Origin of the sequence: Mycolicibacterium sp. Y3, from assembly GCF_051188035.1 — a bacterium.
Classification (GTDB): domain Bacteria; phylum Actinomycetota; class Actinomycetes; order Mycobacteriales; family Mycobacteriaceae; genus Mycobacterium; species Mycobacterium fluoranthenivorans.
The window spans coordinates 3,472,101-3,491,231 of record NZ_JAVQLT010000001.1 but is presented as its reverse complement, the minus strand read 5'-3'; the positions used below and the strand labels follow the sequence as shown (position 1 = coordinate 3,491,231).

Below are 19,131 nucleotides of genomic sequence, written 5' to 3'. Positions count from 1 at the left end.
GACAACGGATCGACATCCACCGAATCGGCACCTTGTGCGAATTCCGATTCGCGATAGGTTCTATTTGTCGCCGCCGCAAGGAGAATCGGATTCCATGTCGCACGTCTCGAATCGCTCTGCGCTCACGGCGGTGGCGGCAGTCGGGCTCTACTGCTCGGTGCTGATCATCAACCCCGCGGCGATCGCCGATGCGGAGTCCGCGGCGAGCCCTGGGGTGCCGTGCCTGGATATGGTGCAGCAGTTGGCGGCCTCCCCCGAGATCGTTCCGGAGGCACTCATGGCGCCGCCGCCGGATGTTGTCGTGCCCCCGCCGCTTCCGGCTGCCCCGGCGCCGGCGGAGCCACTGGTCGAGGCCTCGGCGGTAGTACCCGAAAGCGCCGCACCCGTCGTAGCTGCCGCACCCGATGCGGTGCCGGCGGTGCCCGTCGTCGCAATCCCGGCTCCCGAGGCAATGGCTCCTGAGGAAATAGTTCCTGAGGCGATGGCCCCCGCGGCCGTCCCCGCCGTCCTTCCGGCCGCGGACGTGGTTGCCGTCGATGCGGCACCCGCCGCACCCGCGGCAGCTGCCGCGGCGGCCCCCGCCGCGCTAGCCGCTCCGGTCGCGGCGCCGGCCGTGCCGCTCGCGGTCCCACCGGTACCGATGGGCGTCCCGATTCCCCTTGGCGCTGCGCCGGTTCCGGCAACGGCACCCTTGATCGAAGCCGCCGCACCGGTACCCGATGCGGCGCCGCTGGCCGCGCCCGCGCTGGTCGACGCCACACCGGCGGCCAATGTCGTCGCGGTGGCTCCCGCGCCCCCCGTCGTCGATGCCGCTCCGCCGGCCCCGCCCGTGGCAGCCGCACCGATGGTGGCGCCCCCGCTTGTCGAAGAGGTTCCCCCGGCGCCCGCGGCGGTGGCAGCGCCGCCTCCGCCCGCCGATATCGCCGCGATCCCGGCACCACCTGCCGACGTGGCACCGTTGGACGCCGCCGCGGCCCCGGTCGATGCGGCGGCGATCGCCGTCCCGCCGGCCGTGGCCGCACCGCCGGTAGCCGCCGCCTTACCGATTGATGCGATGGGAAGCGTGCTTCCGATGCTGGCTTCGGCGCCGGCGGTGGTCGCGGCCACCCCTCCACCCCCGCTGGCACTGCCGGCGGTGCCCGGCTTACCGGATTTCCCGACCGAACTGACGCTGCCACACGATCTGGTCTGCGCGGGCACGGCCTGGTCGGCGAATGCCGATGGCGCCCATCACGGTACCGATCCGAGTATCAGCTCAGACCGTGCACGCTGGGACGACGGGCGCCATGAGGACGGCTGAGCGTCAGGCGCTCGGAGCGCGCACGACGACGGACGCCGCCGGAAAGTAGATCGCCATCTCGGAGCGCGACTTGCGAAGGGCCGCAGTGCCGTAACCCTTCTTGCGATGCTCGGGGTGAATCCAGATCCGCACCTCGACCTCGTGGCCGTTGAGTTCACCGAACACCAACCCGACCTTCTGGTCACCCTCGAGCGCGACGAACCACGCGGCTTCCTCGGCTTCGACCCTGGCCAGTGCCGAAGCGATCTCGTCGTCGAGTGCACCGGCCGGCGCACCGGAACCGTCGCCGGCGGCACCCTGGTCCTGGATGCGCACCTCGAAGATGTCACGGTCCTCGGCACCCGAAAACGCGCGCAGCGCCAGGGTTTCGGCCGAGGACGCGGGGCGCTCGTTCAGGGTGAACGTCAGCTGGCTGTTCAGATCGTCGAGTTCCTCGGCGATGATCCGGCGCGATTCCTTGGTGAGCCGGTCGAAGGACAGCCCGATGACCGCCTCGCCGCCGGCGTGGCTGGTGCCCAGCAGGGTCGCGATGGCGTCGACGGCCGCGTCGCGGTCTTCGGCGTCCACGATGATGTCGAGCACCTCGTGCCGGCGATCGAGCGCCTTCACCAGGGCATCGGCGATGTCACGACGGGCTGCGGCACGATCCAGATCGGTCATGCCACCAGCCTAGTCCAGCCTCACGTCGGGGCGAACTGCTTCGCGTCGTAGAGGCGCGCCCATTCCGCACGTGGGCGGATGGAGACGTCCACATCGGTGGCTTTCGCGCGCAGCGCCCCCGACGTGGCTTGGTCTTTCGAGGTCAGCTTGAACGGATCCCAGCTGAAGAAGCGGCAGGAATTCTCCCAGGTGATCTTGTTGATATCGGAGTCGGACGCGCCCGCCGCGTTCAGTTCGGCGAGCACCTGCTCGGGGGCGTCGGGCCAGAAGCAGTCCGAGTGCGGGTAGTCGCATTCCCAGGCGATGTTGTCGATACCGATCTCGTGCCGCAGTTTCAGCGAGGTCTTGTCGGTGACGTAGCAGGCCAGCGAGTGCTCGCGGAAGACATCGCTGGGCATCTTGTCGCCGAAGTCCCGGCGCAGCCATTTCTGGTTGGTGTAGTGCCGGTCGCTGCGGTCCAGGTAGAACGGGATCCAGCCGATGCCCCCTTCGGAGAAGGCGAACTTCAGGTCCGGGTAGTTGCGCATTGCCGGGCCCCACAGCAGGTCCTGGGCGCACATCGCCGATACCTGGGTGGCGAGGATGATCAGATTGTCGATCGGGGCATCCTTGGCCATCGAGATCGCGCCGAAGCCGGTGCCGATGTGCAGGCACATCACCACGTTCTCCTCCGAGAGCGTGCGGAAGACCGGGCCCCAGTAGTCCTCGTCGAAATAGCTGGGCAGCCCTTCCAGGTGGGGCAGTTCCGGCATCGTCACCGCGCGGCAACCCTTGGCCGCCACCCGCCGGATCTCCTTGGTCATCGCCTCGGGATTCCAGGTGGGCAGGATGGAGATCGGGATGAACCTGTCCGGATACGATCCGGCCCACTCGTCGATGTGCCAGTCGTTGTAGGCCGACACCATCACCAGTGTCGCTTCTTCCCGGTGCATGTTGAGATGCCGGGCCGAGAAGCCGGTGAACGTCGGGAAACACATCGAGGCCAGGATGCCGTTGCGATTCATATCGCGGACCCGCTCGTGGACGTCGTAGACCCCGGGACGCATCTCGGCGAAGCCGGCGGGATCGCGACCCCATTCCTCGGGCGGCCAGGACACCACGGCGTTGAGTCCGCTGACACCCTGCGGCCGGCCCTGGTACATCCACTGGTCGACGCCCTTGTCATCGGTCACCACGATCGGTGCCTCCGGCTTGTACTTGGCCGGCACATGGTTGAGGAACATGTCGGGCGGTTCCACGACGTGGTCGTCGATGCTCACCAGGATGAGGTCGTCGGTCTTCATACCTAACTAGTACCCTCGGATTTCGTGACCGTCTCTGCGCTATCGGACAGACATTTACCTGTTTCGGCCAATATCGACGCCCCGCGCCGGCCGGTGATCGAACTGCGCCGCGGCGGACAGGCGCTGGCCGGCAGCTACCTCTACGAGGGCGACGGCCTGATCACCGGATGGCACTCCCATGAGGTCCACCAGATCGAATATGCCGTGGCCGGCGTGGTCGAGGTGGAGACGGACTGCGCGCATTACCTGCTGCCACCCCAGCAGGCCGCATGGATACCGGCCGGCCTGGAACATCAGGCGGTGATGAATCCGGACGTGAAAACCGTTGCGGTGATGTTCGATCCGTCGATGATCGCCGAGCCCGGTGATCGCGCCCGGATCATCGCGGTGTCGCCGTTGATCCGGGAGATGATGATCTACGCCCTTCGCTGGCCGATCGAGCGGCGCCCCGGCTCCGCCCACGACGAGTGTGTCTCGGACGGCTTTTTCGCCACGCTGGCCCACATCGTCACCGACGCACTCGATCACGAGGCGCCGCTGAGCCTGCCGACCTCGGACCATCCGATCGTGGCGGCCGCGCTGGCGCATACGAAGGAGCATCTGGACTCGGTGACCGTCGCGGATGTCAGCCGGGCGGTCGCGGTGTCGGAGCGCACCCTGCGGCGACTGTTCTCCGACACCTTGGGACTGTCCTGGCGGACCTACCTGCTGCACGCCCGGATGCTGCGGGCCATGGCATTGCTCGCCGGGCCTGGCCAGTCGGTCCAGGCGACTTCTTCCGCCGTCGGGTTCGACAACCTGAGCTCATTCACCCGCTGCTTCACCCAGTTCTGTGGCGAAACGCCGTCGGCCTACCGGCGCCGCGTTGCGGGTAGTCCCGGCTGAGGTCCAACGGCCGAGTTTTTCATGTTTCGGTCAGGTAAACGCTATAGTCAGGCCATGCGAGACAGAGCGGTCTCCGCCGAAACCGAGACCTTGTACGCGCGCCACATCGCGCGTGACATCACCCGCGAGGCCCTGCGTCTGCACGTGCTGGCCGTCGCACACAGTGTCCACACCGTGCACCCGCAATTCATCGCCGATATCGCCCTTGAGCGCATCGTGCCGGACGCGACCGTGCCCGCCTTCGAGCTGTGGGTGAACGGGCTGTGGGAACGCATCGACGGCGGCTACGCGATCATGGACTCCGAGTTCATCGACCACATGACCCAGCGCGCGGCCGGGCATCACCTCAGGTCGGTGCAATGGCGGCTGCGCCAGCGGGCCGTCGCGGCATGCCGGCGGTCATGGCGGGCACTCAACAGCGAGAGCGTTATCCCGCTCTGACCGTTCGTTCAATGCGGCGGTGCGCCCGCACTGTCCGGATCGACCTGCACGGCATATGACGTGATGGCGGCGATCCGATTGTCGGCGAACTCGAAGATGTCGCAGCCTGCCACCGCCGTCACCCCATTGGGCCCGCTGTAGCGGGAGAACATGTCCACCGCGACGACGTCACCCTGGGCCGCCACCACACATCGGTCCACACTCGTGACCGTGTCGGCCAGGCCCTCCCGGGTTTCCCGGCACGTCCGGATGACGGCGTCGGAACCTTCGAGCACCATGAATCCGACGATTGTCCAGCGCACGTCTTTGGCCAGATGGCCGAGCGCGTCCTCGAAACGATGTGTGGAGAACGCCAGCGCGACAGCGCCCGGGTCGATCGGCTGATCGCTTGGCTCGGCCATGAGCTCCTCCTTGAACGTGATCGATCGATTCGACCAATGACCGCGAACCTTATCCGCTGGGTGCACCGCCGAGTGGTGAACCGCGGTGCTGCCGCAAATCCGTTGCGCCGGAGTAGCCGTCAGTCCGCCGCCGGCTCGGGTTGCCACCCACACCCCGGCACCGCAGGATGGACGGCCATGGATGCACGCACCGCGAGTGAGCTGGCCGGGGTCGACGCGATCGGGCAGGCGGCGCTCGTGGCGGCCGGCGAGCTCTCGGCGACCGAACTGTTGGACGCGGCGATCCTGCGCCTGGAGTCGGCCCGGCATCTCAACGCCGTGATCACCGATCTGTTCGAGCGCGGCCGCGACCAGGCCGCTGCGCTGGATGCCGCCGGGACCCTGCGTGACGGCAGCGCGGGTCCGCTAACCGGAGTTCCGTTTCTGCTCAAGGATCTTGGAGCATCGCTGGCCGGCGCCCCGGAGGCCATGGGGTCGCGTGCGCTGCGCACCCATGTCGCCGCGGAATCGGCGTGGATCGTGCTGCGTTACCTCGCGGCGGGACTGGTGGTGTTCGGCAAGACCAACACCCCGGAATGGGGTAACCACTGCACCACCGAGCCGTCCCTGTTCGGTCGCACCGTCAACCCGTGGTCACCGGACATCACTCCGGGTGGATCGAGCGGCGGATCGGCGGCGGCGGTGGCCGCCGGTGTGGTCCCGGCGGCCTCCGGTGGCGACGGCACCGGTTCCATCAGGGTGCCCGCCGCATGTTGTGGACTGGTCGGGCTCAAACCGCGGCGCGGCCGGACGTCCTTCGCCCCCGGTGCCGGGCACGGGCTTGAGGGTCTGGTCAACGAGCACGCGCTGACCCGGACCGTGCGCGACAGCGCCGCACTGCTGGATGTGGTGGCCGGCGGTGCGCCCGGAGACCCGTACGGCGCTCCGGCTCCGGCGCAGCCGTACCTGACCGCGATCGGCCACGCACCGGATCCGGTGCGCATCCTGCTCGCGACGGCGTCACCGTTTCCCGGACCACAGACCGATCCCGAGGTCGTCGCGGCGGTGCAGGCCGCCGGAGCGCTGCTGGCGGATCTCGGACACCTCGTTGAATCCGGCGCGCCCTCAATCGATCCGGATGCGGTCGCCGACGCCATCGCGGTGCTGCACACCGTCAGCAACGCCGAGCTGCACTCGCTGGCCACGGCCCATCTGGGCCGCGAACCGCGCGAGGACGAATTCGAGCCCAGCACCTGGGTGATGGTGCGCGAGGGTTTCCGGACCACCGGCGTCGAGTACGCATCGGCGATCTCGGCCGTGCACGCCCAGACCCGCCGATTCGTGGCGGGCCTGGGCGTGCACGATGTGCTGCTGGTGCCGACGCTGCTCACCGGTCCACCGCCCTACGGTCTGCTGGACCAGCCGCGGGGCACCACCCGCGCGTTCTTCGACGTCGAGTTCGCCACCACTGGTTGGACCACACTGGCGAATGTGACCGGCTGGGCGGCGATCTCGTTGCCCCTGGGCATGACGTCGACCGGCCTGCCCATCGGTGTGCAGTTGATGGCCCCCGACGAGACGGTGCTGCTGCAACTGGCAGCGCAGCTCGAAGCGGCCGCCCCGTGGGCCGGCCGGTATCCGCCGGCCTGGTTCGGTCAGTGACCGGACTGGTGCACGCCCCCTGATTGCTGGCCACCCTGCTGGAACTGACCGTTCTGCTGGGGGCGTTCCTGGTGCGTCTGGGGAACCTGCACCGACGTGGTGACCGTCTCGGTCACCGGATCCTGGGTCTGGGTCTCCGTGACCGGGGCTTGAGTCTCGGTCACCGTGGCCGGGGCCTCGTCGTGGTGCCGCGGCGCTTGTCCGCCGCCGCCGGATTCGGTGACCGTGACACTCGGGGTACTGGTGGTGGTCGCCGTGGTAGTGGTCGTGGTCGGGGTCGTCGAGGTGGTGCCGCCCGTGGTGCCGCCGCTACAGGCAACGGCGAGCCCACCCGCGACCACGATCACCGCCAGTGTGCCCAGCGAAGACCACCGCCGGGACCGGCCTACGAATGCGCCACGGCTCACAGCGGGATCCACAGACCCAGGAACCAGAAGCCCCAGCCGTGGTGGTTGTCGTCCCACACCGGGTTCACGCGCTGGCCGTTGTAGTTGAACGGCTGGTGGTCCTGCCGGCCCTGGTCGATGCCACGGCCGTTCCAGTCCGGCCCCGGGCCTTGCTCCGGTCCCCCGCCGGGCCCGCGATTCGGTCCTTGGTCCGGATGTTGTTCGCAGGCCCCCGGTTGGGGTCCGCACGGACCAGGTCCGGGATCCGCGGCAGCGGTGCCGAGGCCGAGCAGCCCGCTGAGACCGACGCCGACCGTCAGTGCCGAAGCGGCGGCAATGTGCTTGAGATTCATCGTCAACTCCTGTTCGTCGGGCACACCGTGGAAGCCGCCCGCGAAACGAGTCTCAAAGCCCCAGCTTGTTTTTTGCTGTGCCGCCCGTGTGCCCCACATATAAAACGTTTGTGCAGCCGAACCGATCACGGTGTGACGTCGGGTCGGCGTGTCCGGTTGACATCCGAAACCCAACCAGCTGGGGCGCGTAAGCGCGGTTCGCCAGGCGTGATGTGAACGACGATTGGGTTCCGCCGTGGCACATGACACACTCAGCTCATGGTTCCTGCTATTGCACGCCCGAAACTCGAGGGCAACATCGCGGTCGGTGCAGCCCGCCAGATCGGGTTTGCCGAGTTCGGCGACCCGCAGGGCCGCGCCATCTTCTGGTTACACGGCACTCCCGGAGCCCGCAGGCAGATTCCCGCCGAAGCCCGTGCGTTCGCCGAACTGGAGCGCATCCGGCTGATCGGCGTGGACCGCCCCGGCATCGGCTCGTCCACGCCCCACCAGTACCCGAACGTACTGGCCTTCGCCGAGGACCTGCGCGTCATCGCCGACACGCTGGGCATCGACAATTTCGCGGTCATCGGCCTGTCCGGCGGGGGGCAGTACACGCTGGCGACCGCGGCAGCCATGCCCGAACGCGTAATTGCGGCGGGCGTCCTGGGTGGGGTCGCGCCATATGTGGGTCCGGACGCGATCAGCAGCGGACTGATGAATCTGGGATCGACGGTCGCCCCGGTGCTGGAGGTGGCCGGGCTGCCCATCCGTCTGGTGGCCGGCACATTGATCAAACTGCTCGGTCCGGTCGCCTCCCCGGCGCTGGAGATCTACGCCAGAATCTCACCCGAGGGCGATCGCCGCCTGCTCGGCCGGCCTGAGTTCAAGGCCATGTTCCTCGACGATCTGCTCAACGGCACCCGCAAGCAGCTCGCGGCCCCGTTCGCCGATGTCATCGTGTTCGTGCGGGACTGGGGTTTCCGCCTCGACGAAGTCAAGGTGCCGGTGCATTGGTGGCACGGCGACAAGGACCACATCGTCCCGTTCGAGCACGGCGCGCACGTGGTGACCCGGCTGCCGGAAGCAGAGATGACGGTGCTGCCCGGCGAGAGTCACCTGGGCGGGCTGGGCCGGGCCGAGGAGATACTGCGTACGATGCTGGAGATCTGGGATCGCGACGGCCGCGCCTGATCTGAAAGGAACTCAGCCAGTGGATCTTTCGGGCATCGGAATCTGGAGCGCCCAGCTACGGTACGGCGACCCGGCAGCGGCCGCCGACGCAGCGGCGGAGCTCGAGGAACTCGGCTACACGGCGTTGTGGATCCCGGACGTCGGCGGCCCGGTGATCGACTCGGTGCAGAATCTGCTCGCCGCCACCACCCGTGTGGTGATCGCCACCGGCATCCTCAACCTGTGGATGCACTCCCCCGCCGACGTCGCGGCTGCACACGCGCGCCTGTCCGCCGATCACGGCAGGCGCTTCCTTCTCGGCATCGGTGTCAGCCACGCTCCGCTGATCGACTCGAAAACTCCTGGCACATACCGCAAACCGCTCGCGGCGACGGCCGCCTTCCTGGATGGCATCGATAAGGCCGACGTGCCGGTGCCCGCCGACGAACGGGTACTCGCCGCGCTTGGGCCCAAGATGCTGGCGCTGGCCGCGCACCGCTCCCGCGGTGCGCATCCCTATCTGGTCACTCCCGAGCACACCGCCACCGCGCGGGCCACGCTGGGTCCCGGACCTCTGCTTCTACCGGAGCAGACCGCGGTCCTCAGCACGGATGCCGAACACGCGCGCGGCATCGGGCGGGACTGGCTGCGCAGCTACCTGGCGATGCCCAACTACTACAACAACTTGCTGCGGTCCGGCTTCACCTCCGACGAACTCGATTCCGTCAGCGACCGCCTCGTCGATGCGATCGTGGTGTGGGGTGACGAGGACGCCATCCTGGCGCGGGTCGACGAACACCGCGCGGCGGGGGCCGACCACGTGTGCATCCAGGTCCTCGACAGCGATCCGCGCGCGCTTCCGCGCGAACAGTGGCGCAGGCTGGCCGCCGCACTGCGCGGATGAGCGGCGGGCTGGGGGCACCTCCCGCTTGCGACGGACAGCGCAGCGACCGGGGACGTCGGCACAGCCTGGACATCGGGGTCTACGTTCCCCAGATGGGCATGACGTATCCGGATGTCCTGCACCGCGCGCAGCGCTGCGAGGAGCTCGGCATCGAGTCGCTGTGGCTCTACGACCACCTGTGTGGACCCGGCGCGCCCGAGATCGACTCGCTGGAAGCCTGGACCCTGGCCACGGCACTGCTCAGCCGGACCGCACGACTGCGGGTCGGACATCTGGTGTTGTGCAACCAATTTCGTCATCCCGCGGTGTTGGCCAAGATGGCGACCACCCTGGACCAGATCTCGGCGGGCCGGCTGCAGCTGGGGCTGGGCAGCGGATCCATCGAGGACGAGCACCTGCGCGCCGGGCTGGACTGGGGAACATCGGCCGAGCGCTCCCGGCGGCTCGGCGAATCCCTGGAGATCCTCACCCAGGCGTTCGCAACCGGTCGGGTCGACTTCGCCGGCGAGCACTACCAGGTCCGTGAGATGCCGATCAGGCCCGGGCCGGTACAGCAGCCGCGTCCGCCCATCGTGGTCGGCGGCGTCGGGGAGAAATACACGCTGCCGTTGGTGGCCCGGTACGCCGACGTGTGGAATGTGCCGACCTATGCGCTCGGCGAACTCGAGCGCAAGCTGTCGGTGCTGCGGGCGCTGTGCGCCGATATCGGCCGGGACCCGGCGACTATCGTGATGTCGGTCGAAGCCGTGATGGCATTGTCACCCGATGAGGCCACCCTGCCAGAGGTGCGCGCACTTGCCGAAAAGCGGTTCGGCGGGCCGGGTTTCGGGTTACAGGAGGGTGGGCTGATCGGCACCGCACCGATGATCGTCGAGCGCCTGCAGCACTGGCGCGAGCTCGGCTTCGGGCAGGTGGTGCTGTTCACGCACGACCGCGGGAGCGACCGCACCCTCGAGCTGCTCGCATCGGGCGTGATCAGCGAATTCGCGCGTTAGCGGGGTCGTACAGCGCCCTGCGCGACACCGTGACCGGATACCGGGTGCCGCCCACGTTCACCTCATACGCGCCCCCGTCGATCCACTCGGCGTCGATCACCCGACCGTCCTCGGCGCGAAGATAGGCCAGACCGACACAGGCTCCGGTCGTCGCGCCCCACGCCGCCGAGGTGACCTGACCCGCCACCACACCGTCGCGCAGGATCAGCTCGCCACCCCACAGCATCGGCTCCGGCGAGGACACCGCGAATCCGACCAGCCGGCGCCGAGGACCGTGCGCCCGTGCCTGTTCGAGCGCGGCACGGCCCAGGAAATCGATGTCGGTGCCCAGCTTGCAGGTGAACAGCTGACCGGCTTCCACCGGACCGTCACCGGGTGTGAGCTCACGACCGAACGCCCGGTAGCCCTTCTCCAGCCGCAGCGACTCGATGGCGTAGTAGCCTCCGCGCACCACTCCCAGCGTCTGTCCCGCCGCCAGGAGATCCTCGTACACACCGACCGCGAACTCGGATGGTACGTAGAGCTCCCAGCCCAGCTCGCCGACATAGGTCAGGCGAGTGGCGCGGACCGTCGCGTATCCCAGCGAGATCTGCCGGCTGGTCCCGAAGGGGAAGGCGGCATCGGCGAGGTCGGCGTCGGTGAGCACGGCGAGCAGGTCCCGCGAGCGCGGGCCCATCACACCGAAAACGGCTAGCGCCGAGGTGATGTCGACCAGATGGGCATTGACCCCGGCCGGCAGGTTGCGGCGAATGTGGTCCTGATCGCGCTCGGTGGTCGCCGCACTGCTCACGATCAGGAACTCGTCGGCAGCCGTACGGGTCACCGTCACGTCGGATTCGTAGGTGCCGCGGTCGTTGAGCATGCCGGTGTACACGGTGCGCCCCACATCCACGCCGATATCGGCGGTACACAACCACTGCAGGGCCGACTCCGCACCCGCACCCACCATCAGGTACTTGGAGAAGGAGGTCTGGTCGAAGACGGTGACCGCGGTGCGGGTGGCGATCTGTTCGGCCGCCGAGAACGGCAGCCAATTCTGTTTGCCCCATGAGTATTCGATGTCCGGAGCCACCCCGGGCGGGGCGAAGAAGTTCGCGCGCTCCCAGCCCATCCGACTGCCGAAGTTCGCCCCGGCCGCGGCCAGCAGGTGATGTACCGGTGAGCGCCGGAACGGTCGGGCACTGGCCAACTCCCGGTTCGGCCAGGGGATCTCATAGTGCAGGCCGAGGATCTCCCCCACCCTGTCATGCAGCCATCGGGTGTTCCCGTTGAAGGGCGCGAAACGCCGGATATCGACACTGGTGAGGTCGGAGGTCGGCGACCCGTTGACGATCCATTCGGCCAGGGCACGACCCGCCCCACCGGCCGAGGCGATCCCCACCGAGTTGAACCCGGCCGCGACGAAGAAGTTCCGACACTCCGGGGCCTCGCCGAGGATGAACTGATTGTCCGGGGTGAAGCTCTCCGGTCCGTTGTAGAACTTCTTGATCCCGGTCTCCTCGAGAGCGGGGATCCGTAGCATGGCGTTGTCCATCAGGATCTGGAAATGATCCCAATCCTCCTCCAGCAGCTGGAATTCGAAGGGATAGGGCAACGCGTCGGGACTGACCCACGGCTTGGCTTCCGGCTCGAACCCGCCGATCACCAGACCGCCGACCTCCTCCTTGAAGTACGTGTAGCCGTCCGGGTCGCGCAGAATCGGCATATCGGTGTGCACACCGGCAATGGTCTCGCTCACGACGTAGAAATGTTCGGCCGAATGCAGGGGCACGTTCACCCCGGCCAGTGCGCCCACCTGTTTGGCCCATTGGCCGGCGCAGTTCACGACGATCTCGGTCTCGATATCGCCGTGGTCGGTGCGGACGCCGGTGACCACACCGTCGCGCAGATCGACGCCGGTCACCCGGACATGCTCGAACACGCGCGCACCGCGCAGCCGAGCCCCCTTCGCCAGCGCGAGGGTCAGATCGGTCGGGTTGGCCTTGCCGTCGCCGGGCAGCCAGATCGCCCCGGCCAGATCGTCCACCCGCATCACCGGATAGTGCGCCAAAGCCTCTTCGGGGGTGAGTATCTCGCATTCCATGTCGAATGCCGCCGCGTTCGCCGCGGTACGGCGCAGCTGGATCAACCGATCCTCGGTGCGCGCCACCGTGACACCGCCACACCGTTTGTAGCCCGCCGACAGTCCGGTCTCGCGTTCCAGTTCGGCATACAACTGGGTCGAGTACTGCACCAACCGGGTCCCGCTCTCCGAGGCACGCAGCTGCCCGACCAGACCCGCAGCGTGCCAGGTGGTGCCGCAGGACAACTGCCCCTGCTCCACCAGCACCACGTCGGTGTGACCGAGTTTGGTGAGGTGATAGGCCACGCTGGTGCCGATCACCCCGCCGCCGATGATCACCACCCGAGCCCGGTCCGGTAGCGGCTTGTTCGTCATCGTTGTCCCCTCATGGTCAATCGGTGGCCGCGACATCGTCGAGAAGTCGGTCGAAGTCGGGCCCGGTGAACTCCGCCACGGCCGCCTCATAACGCTGCATGGCCCATTCCCAGAAGTCGAATTCCAGCTCACTGGAACCGTTCTGGATACATCCCCACAATGTCCAGCCGTACTGGGAAACCGTGCCCTGCAAGCGGGCCCGGGCCAGCTTGTGCCGGAGGGACCGCCCGTAATACGCGGTGACGAGCTCTTCGAGCTGATCCAGCGAGAGCCGGCATTCACGCCAGATGTTGCCCAGTTCGAAACACGGGTCGTTGTTACCGGAGTACTCGTAGTCGATGATCCAGATCTGCTCTGGGCCCTGGACGAAGTTGGCGGCCAGCAGGTCGTTGTTGCACGGTACCGTCGCCGTGTCCGCGGCCCGGAGCGCCCGGCGGATGTCGTCGAACCGGCCGGCGTGGTCCAGGTAGTCGGCCGGGATACGGAATCCGTTGTCCGCGACCACCTTCAGATAGCCGGTCTGCAGCGCGAACATGTCGAAGTCATTGCAGAACCGCGGTCCGGCGTGCAGTTTCCTGCAGCTTTGCGCGACCTTCGCCACCAGACCCGGTCGTGCGAAATCCGCGTCGTGCAGGGCGATGCCCTCGAGATAGCCGATCAGCAGGACGCCCAGATCCGGGCGGTAGTCCCACACCGGGGCCCCGACACCCGCCCGGTGCGCCGCGACGCTGTTGTGGAATTCCGCGTCCCGGTCGATACCGAGGAGGTCACTGGAGGGACCCGAACAACGGGCGACGTACACCCCGTCCGCCGTGGTGATCTTGACGTTGCGATTGGTCAGCCCGCCCGGGAGGTCCTCGACGCGGCGGGGCCGACCGGACAGCAGCGGAAGCGCGTCGAGCAGCGCATCGAGCGCAGCATCACTGAGCCGGTACGCCATCGCTCGAACATAACGACTACCGGGACGGCGCGCGCGCCCTTAATCGAGTCCGAGCAGTTCCCGGCGCAACAGGTGCATGGCCACCGTGGTGGCGCGCTCACGGATATCGCTGCGATTACCGGGCAGCCGCAGCGTCCTGGTCAGCGGCTCACGGCCGGCCAGTGCCACGCTGAAACACACGGTGCCGACCGGCTTCTCGTCCGAACCGCCGCCCGGCCCGGCGATACCGGTGATGCCGACGGCCGTGTCCGCGCCGAACCGGCTGAGTGCGCCCCGCGCCATGGCGATCGCCACCGGTTCGGATACCGCACCGTGGACGGCGATCAGCTCGGCGTCGACCCCGAGCAGGTCCACCTTGGCCTCGTTGGAATACGACACCACACCCCCGGCCAGGTATGCCGAGGAGCCGGCGCGGTCGGCCAGCCGCGCGGCCAGCATGCCCGCCGTGCAGGATTCCGCGGTGGCGATGGTGCGCCCGGCCAGCAGCGCCGCGATCTGTTCGTCGATCAACGCGCCGTCCTCGGAGAACATCTCGCGTGGGTAGCGCTCCCGCAGGAAGTCGACCAACGCCCGGTAGGCGGCGTCGTCCTGGGGCTCGTACCGGGTGACGATCTCCAACTCACCTCGGCGCAGACAGGTGGTGATCTCCAGTCCGGCAAACCCGGGGATGCGGGTTTCGGCTTCCCGCAAGGCTTCCGCGAGACCGGACTCGGCCAGCCCGAACATCCGGACGGTCGCCTGCCGGTACTCAGTGCGGCCCGCGATCGCGCGTTGCGCGGCGGTCGAGGCGATGGCCCGCGACCACATCGGCTGGAGTTCACGGGGCGGGCCGGGTAGCACGATGACGACGGGTTTGCCCTCGGCGCTGCCGTCGACCACCACACCGGGTGCGGTGCCCTCCGGCTCGAGGATCTCCGCACCCGCGGGTACCAGCGCCTGTTTCCGGTTGGCCGCCAGGACCGCTTCGAAATCGACGCCGGCGGGCAACCGTGACATCAGTCCGCGCAGGATGTCGGCGATCCGCGCCTCCAGTTCGGTATCGAGTACCAACTCGCGCCCGCAGAACCGGGCCACGGTCGCGACCGTCAGATCGTCGGCGGTGGGCCCGAGCCCGCCGCTCGTGATGATGAGGTCGACCCCCTCGGAGGCGAGGAAGCGAAGCTGGGCCTCGACATCGTCGGCGCGGTCACCGCAGATGGTGATGTGCGCCAGTTCGACGCCGAGCTCGAGCAGCCGGTCGGCGATCCACGGGCCGTTGAGATCCTGGATCCGGCCGGTCAGCACCTCGGTGCCGGTGACGACGATTCCGGCACGCACCGTCACCGGGTCAACCAGCCCTGCACGGTGGCGAGGTCGCGCGAGTACTGCTCCATCACGTCGTCCTGATACCGAGAGCTGCCACTGAGGTCATCTCCCGCCCAGATCACCCGTACCCTGGTCGCACCGCGCAGGTAGACGTCGGCCCGGTCCACGATGCGGCGTGACCAGCCCTGCTGTTCGGTGAGCTCGGCGAGTTGCTCTCGCGCACTGGTCTCTGACATCTGTCGTCCTCCTGATTTGTCCGGTCGCTTCGCTCGCCTGGGTCTGTTGTCCCGTCGCTTCGCTCGCCTGGGTCTGTACCCGGCATCTGGGATCAATCCTGCCCCACGCGCGCGATCACTCGACCGGCACCACCACGGGCGGGGTGTTGTAACCGGTGACCCGCACGAAGTTGCCCCGGTCACCGCGGGCGATCACGGTGCCCCGCAGGTCGACGGTCTCACCGGGGAACACGGTGACGTAGTTGTCGGTGTACTCGATGGGCAGGATCTCGTCGCCGTCCGCGGTGTCGGTGATCTCGGCCCGTTCGAAGAAGGCGATCTGCTTGCCGGGGTTGTGCAGCCTGATCGCGATATCCTGATCGCCGGTGCGTTTGGCGCTGACGTCCAGCGGCGCCTTGGCCAGATAGTTCAGCGCGGTCATATCGGCCCAGCCGACCTGTTTGAGGTCGAAGGCGGTGTCGTTGACCGGGTCGCCGAGGTCATCGGGCTGTTGGGACTGCCAGTACACGTTCTGCGAGACGACCGCGCCGGCGGCGTCGAGCAGTTCGGCGCGGACGAAGAACACCCGGGAATCGCGCGCTTCCCGCGGCAGCGTCAGCACGGTGTGGGCACCCCCGGACCCGACGGCCACACCGTCGACGGTGCGGTCATCGCGGACCCGGCCGGCCAGATCGTAGACCCGGACGCGGGCACGCAGATCGGACACGTCGTTCGGGGTCTGGTTGACCACTTTGACCTCGGCGGTGCTGTGATTGCCCAGCGCGTAGGAATCGAACACCAGCGACAGCGGGCGCAGGCCCGCCTTCGCCCCGTAGTACGCGCCACCGGGGCGCAGGTAGAAGTCGAAGATGTTGCCGAAGAACGACGGCCAGTGGCTGTTGAGCATCCAGTAGATGGTCATCTTGTGGTTGGCCCAGCCGTTGGCCGCAAACGCCTCGAACTGCGCACGCGTCGATTCATAGTGGGCGAGTTGGGCTTTGCGGGTGAACTCCTCGACACCGGAGGACGGCCCGTAGCGCCGGTTGATGGCCCGCTGGATGCTGTTCAGTTTCGCGTTGCCCGGGTTGGAGCCGGCGTGAAAGGACCAGGTGTCGTTGATCGGCCAGAGCTTGTCGGGCGGAATGAACTGCTTGATGCTCGCCAGCGGCGGTATGTGCTCGTTGTCGCCCTGTTCGGCATTGGAGCCGCGGGTGGCGCCGTACCGGCCGCTGAACCAGTAGCTCGGCGGCCGCCAGGTGTACGGGCCGGCCATATGGATGCCGTCCCACTGCGGCCGGCCCTGCTCGTCGTCGTGCCCGAACGACGAGACCGTGTCCACCACCGCGTTCTGCCAGTGCAGATCCCGCAGTACCGCGTGGTACTGGCCGCGCAGCGGCTCCGGCGGTAGACCGTCGCTGCCGTTGGCCCAGATCGCGACGGAGGGGTGGGAGCGCAGCATCAGAATCTGGGACCTCAGGCTGTCCAGCGCCACGCCGCGGTCCTCATCGTTCCACTGGGCCCATTTCTCCCACTGGTTGCAGCACATCCAGCCGACCATCAGCGGGATGCCCAGTTCATCGGCCCGCTCGATCAGCCGCTCCCCCGGGATCTTCGCTTCCAGCCGCAGCAGATTGAGGCCCAGATCCTTGGCGTAGCCGAGGATCGCGTCCTCGCGGTCGGGGTCGTTGTCGAACAGCAGATCCGGCGTGTACACCGCACCGCGCACCAGGAAGTCCCGGCCGTTGACGGTCAGATAGAAGCTGCCGCCGGAACCCAGTTCCGGGAACTGCTCGTCGGTGTCCCGGTGCTGGACGATGGTGCGGATACCGAAGCGCTGGGTACTGGTGTCGATCACCCGGTCGTATTGGCGGAATTCCAGTTTCAGGTCGTACAGGCTGGGATCGCCCATGGTGTAGGGCCACCACAGATCGGGGTGCTCGACGGTCAGCTGGGTGAACCGCGCGGGACTGAAGGTGACTTCGCGTCGTTCACCCGGGGACAGCGTGACCGGTTGCTCAACCTCGATCTGAGGTTTGCCCGGCCGGCTGATGGTGGCCCGCACCACGCCGTTGATCCGCCGGTCCGAGGAGTTGCGCACGTTGGCGTACACCGTCAGTCGTGCGGAATCCGTTCTGGGCAGCGGTAGTTCGGTGTTGACGGTGGCGTAGCCGATCTCGGCCGCACCGGCGGTGCGCAGGTAGACGGGTTTGAAGATGCCGGCGTTGCGGTCCGGGATGAACGAGTTGCCGGCCGCCGGGTTCTGGCCCGGCCCCTGGTAGCCGAGGTAACGCCAGTTGATCCAATCCCACCAGCTGTCGGCCAGCTCGACACCGTCGACATCCTGCAGAGCGCGTTCCGGGATCACCTTGACCGCAAGCACGTTGGGCCCGGCGCGGATCCAGCGGGTGACATCGAGCTGATGGGCGGTGTACATGCCGACGATCTGGCTGCTGTCGGCGACCAGCTGCCCGTTGAGCCAGATCTCGGCCCGGTAGTTGATCCCGGGGAACTCCAGCTGATAGTTGCTGTGTCCGGCCGGTGCGTCGAAGGTGGTGCGGTACCACCAGTCCTGCTTGTAGAGGTCCTGCGGAACCTTGTCGAGCAGGTTCGTCCCGTAGTACAGGTCCGGGTACGTGCCGTCTTTCTCCAGCACGTCGAGCACGGTGGCCGGCATGTGCTGCACCGGGTGCCACGCACTGTCCTGGTAACCGGGGGTGGAGATCGTCCGGCCGTCGGCGAGCAGGCCGGTCGCCGAGACCAGCTTCCAGCCCTGCGCGAGTTCGGTGGTGGTGGCCGCGGGTTCCGGCCGGGCGAAGGAGGCGAAATCACCGGTGCCGAGCATCAGCACGATCAACAAGAGGGCGACGCTGAACAGGGCAGTACGACGCTTCGGTGCCCCGATGGTGCCGCTCCCTCCGGTGGCTGTGTGCTCAAAGTGGCTGCCGGCCCTGCCGGCCGACACCACATTGTGCCTGCCCGCCGGGTCACAGGTCGGCCCGGGGAGTGCACATCACGCGGTCAGAAGACGTTGTCCTTGTGGTTGACGTCGGTGACCAGTCCGCCGTCGACGACGAACTCCGAACCGGTGGCGAACGACGACTCGTCGCTGATCAGGAAGACCACGAACGCGGCCACCTCCTCGGACCGCCCGGGCCGGCCCAGCGGCGCGGTGACCATGTCCTCGGGGAAATGCTCGGTCATCGGGGTACGGATGAAACCGGGATGCAGCGAGTTGACCCGGATCTTGTGCCTGCCCAGTTCCAGGGCCGCCGACTTGGCCAGACCGCGCACCGCCCACTTGGACGCCACGTACGGGTGCACCATCGGGGCACCCCGCAGGCCCTCGACGGAGGACACGTTGATGATGGAGCCGCTGCCGGCGGCTTTCATCGATGCGACGCTGGCCTGCATGCCCAGGAAGGTCCCCGTCAGGTTGACATCGATGACCTTCTGCCATTGGGCCATGTCGAACTTGCCGATCTTGCCCAGCGCGACAATGCCCGCGTTGTTGACCAATCCGGTGAGCCCACCGAAGGCCTCGTTGGCCGTGGCGACGGCGGCATCCCACTGGTCGGCCTGGGTGACGTCGAGGTGTACATAGCGGGCGGCGTCACCGAGTTCGTCGGCCAGCGCCTGCCCCGGCTCATCGAGGATGTCACCGATGACGACCTTGCCGCCTTCGGCCACCAGCGCTCTGGCATGAGCCGCACCCATGCCCTGTGCGCCGCCGCTGATCAGTACAACTTTGCCGTCCACGCGTCCCATGAGGCGTGAGGCTACCCCATCAGGAACGCAAAACTAGAACCTGTTCCAATTCCCGTCCGGACCGCTCA

18 protein-coding genes are annotated in these 19,131 nt (G+C 67.7%); 7 read left to right on the top strand and 11 right to left on the bottom strand.

All coding sequences use genetic code 11. The features are described from left to right. The first annotated feature begins 94 nt into the window (after positions 1–94). Positions 95–1,300, top strand: a complete 1,206-nt coding sequence (locus tag QN239_RS16975) for a hypothetical protein (RefSeq protein WP_499012110.1) — start codon at positions 95–97, stop codon at positions 1,298–1,300. Positions 1,301–1,303: 3 nt separating this feature from the next. On the opposite strand, the gene QN239_RS16970 is transcribed toward QN239_RS16975, so the two are convergent. Together QN239_RS16970 and QN239_RS16965 are read right to left on the bottom strand one after the other, a co-directional pair. Then, positions 1,304–1,960, bottom strand: coding sequence for a GNAT family N-acetyltransferase (locus QN239_RS16970; RefSeq protein ID WP_499012108.1), 657 nt, complete (start codon positions 1,958–1,960; stop codon positions 1,304–1,306). A gap of 20 nt (positions 1,961–1,980) precedes the next feature. Further along, positions 1,981–3,243, bottom strand: a complete 1,263-nt coding sequence (locus QN239_RS16965) for an amidohydrolase family protein (RefSeq protein WP_499012106.1) — start codon at positions 3,241–3,243, stop codon at positions 1,981–1,983. Positions 3,244–3,267: 24 nt separating this feature from the next. On the opposite strand from QN239_RS16965, the gene QN239_RS16960 reads away from it, so the two are divergent. Then, positions 3,268–4,128, top strand: a complete 861-nt coding sequence (locus QN239_RS16960) for an AraC family transcriptional regulator (protein ID WP_499012104.1) — start codon at positions 3,268–3,270, stop codon at positions 4,126–4,128. A gap of 54 nt (positions 4,129–4,182) precedes the next feature. Beyond that, on the top strand, positions 4,183–4,569 hold the full coding sequence (locus QN239_RS16955) for a hypothetical protein (protein WP_090360648.1): 387 nt from the start codon (positions 4,183–4,185) through the stop codon (positions 4,567–4,569). Positions 4,570–4,577: 8 nt separating this feature from the next. Here the strand turns inward: QN239_RS16955 and QN239_RS16950 are convergent, their stop codons facing one another. Continuing rightward, entirely contained in the window at positions 4,578–4,970 is a 393-nt protein-coding gene (locus QN239_RS16950) for a nuclear transport factor 2 family protein (RefSeq protein ID WP_499012102.1), read from the bottom strand. Between the two features lie 177 nt (positions 4,971–5,147). Between QN239_RS16950 and QN239_RS16945 the strand changes: the two genes are divergently transcribed. Beyond that, positions 5,148–6,611 carry an amidase gene (locus tag QN239_RS16945; protein WP_499012101.1) on the top strand — a complete coding sequence of 488 codons (1,464 nt, stop codon included), beginning with the start codon at positions 5,148–5,150 and terminating at the stop codon, positions 6,609–6,611. On the opposite strand, the gene QN239_RS16940 is transcribed toward QN239_RS16945, so the two are convergent. Both QN239_RS16940 and QN239_RS16935 read right to left on the bottom strand, forming a co-directional pair. Further along, positions 6,605–7,018, bottom strand: a complete 414-nt coding sequence (locus QN239_RS16940; protein WP_499012099.1) for a hypothetical protein — start codon at positions 7,016–7,018, stop codon at positions 6,605–6,607. The two genes, QN239_RS16945 and QN239_RS16940, sit on opposite strands and share 7 nt — an antisense overlap. After that, the gene (locus tag QN239_RS16935; RefSeq protein ID WP_499012097.1) at positions 7,015–7,350 is read right to left on the bottom strand and encodes a hypothetical protein; all 336 of its coding nucleotides are present in this window, start codon (positions 7,348–7,350) and stop codon (positions 7,015–7,017) included. The genes QN239_RS16940 and QN239_RS16935 overlap by 4 nt, the downstream gene beginning before the upstream one ends. Positions 7,351–7,608: 258 nt before the next feature. Here QN239_RS16935 and QN239_RS16930 point away from each other — a divergent pair, with 258 nt between their 5' ends. The 3 genes from QN239_RS16930 to QN239_RS16920 all read left to right on the top strand — a co-directional run bounded on the left by QN239_RS16930 (position 7,609) and on the right by QN239_RS16920 (position 10,401). Then, positions 7,609–8,523, top strand: coding sequence for an alpha/beta fold hydrolase (locus tag QN239_RS16930; RefSeq protein WP_499012094.1), 915 nt, complete (start codon positions 7,609–7,611; stop codon positions 8,521–8,523). Between the two features lie 19 nt (positions 8,524–8,542). Beyond that, positions 8,543–9,406, top strand: coding sequence for an LLM class F420-dependent oxidoreductase (locus tag QN239_RS16925; RefSeq protein WP_499012093.1), 864 nt, complete (start codon positions 8,543–8,545; stop codon positions 9,404–9,406). Between the two features lie 92 nt (positions 9,407–9,498). Continuing rightward, the gene (locus tag QN239_RS16920) at positions 9,499–10,401 is read left to right on the top strand and encodes an LLM class flavin-dependent oxidoreductase (protein WP_499016827.1); all 903 of its coding nucleotides are present in this window, start codon (positions 9,499–9,501) and stop codon (positions 10,399–10,401) included. Here QN239_RS16920 and QN239_RS16915 read toward each other — a convergent pair. From QN239_RS16915 to QN239_RS16890, 6 genes are all read right to left on the bottom strand, one after another. Further along, positions 10,382–12,838 (bottom strand): GcvT family protein, encoded by a 2,457-nt coding sequence (locus QN239_RS16915; RefSeq protein WP_499012091.1) that lies wholly within the window; start codon positions 12,836–12,838, stop codon positions 10,382–10,384. The genes QN239_RS16920 and QN239_RS16915 overlap by 20 nt on opposite strands. 16 nt (positions 12,839–12,854) lie before the next feature. Beyond that, complete coding sequence (locus QN239_RS16910; RefSeq protein WP_499012089.1) at positions 12,855–13,778, bottom strand: choline/ethanolamine kinase family protein; 924 nt, start codon at positions 13,776–13,778, stop codon at positions 12,855–12,857. Positions 13,779–13,817: 39 nt separating this feature from the next. After that, complete coding sequence (locus tag QN239_RS16905) at positions 13,818–15,101, bottom strand: competence/damage-inducible protein A (protein ID WP_499012088.1); 1,284 nt, start codon at positions 15,099–15,101, stop codon at positions 13,818–13,820. Next, a complete protein-coding gene (locus QN239_RS16900; RefSeq protein ID WP_090360672.1) occupies positions 15,098–15,319 on the bottom strand; it encodes a hypothetical protein in 222 nt (73 codons plus the stop codon). The genes QN239_RS16905 and QN239_RS16900 overlap by 4 nt, the downstream gene beginning before the upstream one ends. Positions 15,320–15,434: 115 nt before the next feature. After that, positions 15,435–18,146, bottom strand: a complete 2,712-nt coding sequence (locus tag QN239_RS16895) for a glycoside hydrolase family 2 protein (protein ID WP_499016826.1) — start codon at positions 18,144–18,146, stop codon at positions 15,435–15,437. A gap of 170 nt (positions 18,147–18,316) precedes the next feature. After that, a complete protein-coding gene (locus QN239_RS16890; RefSeq protein ID WP_499012085.1) occupies positions 18,317–19,063 on the bottom strand; it encodes a glucose 1-dehydrogenase in 747 nt (248 codons plus the stop codon). Positions 19,064–19,131: the final 68 nt, after the last annotated feature.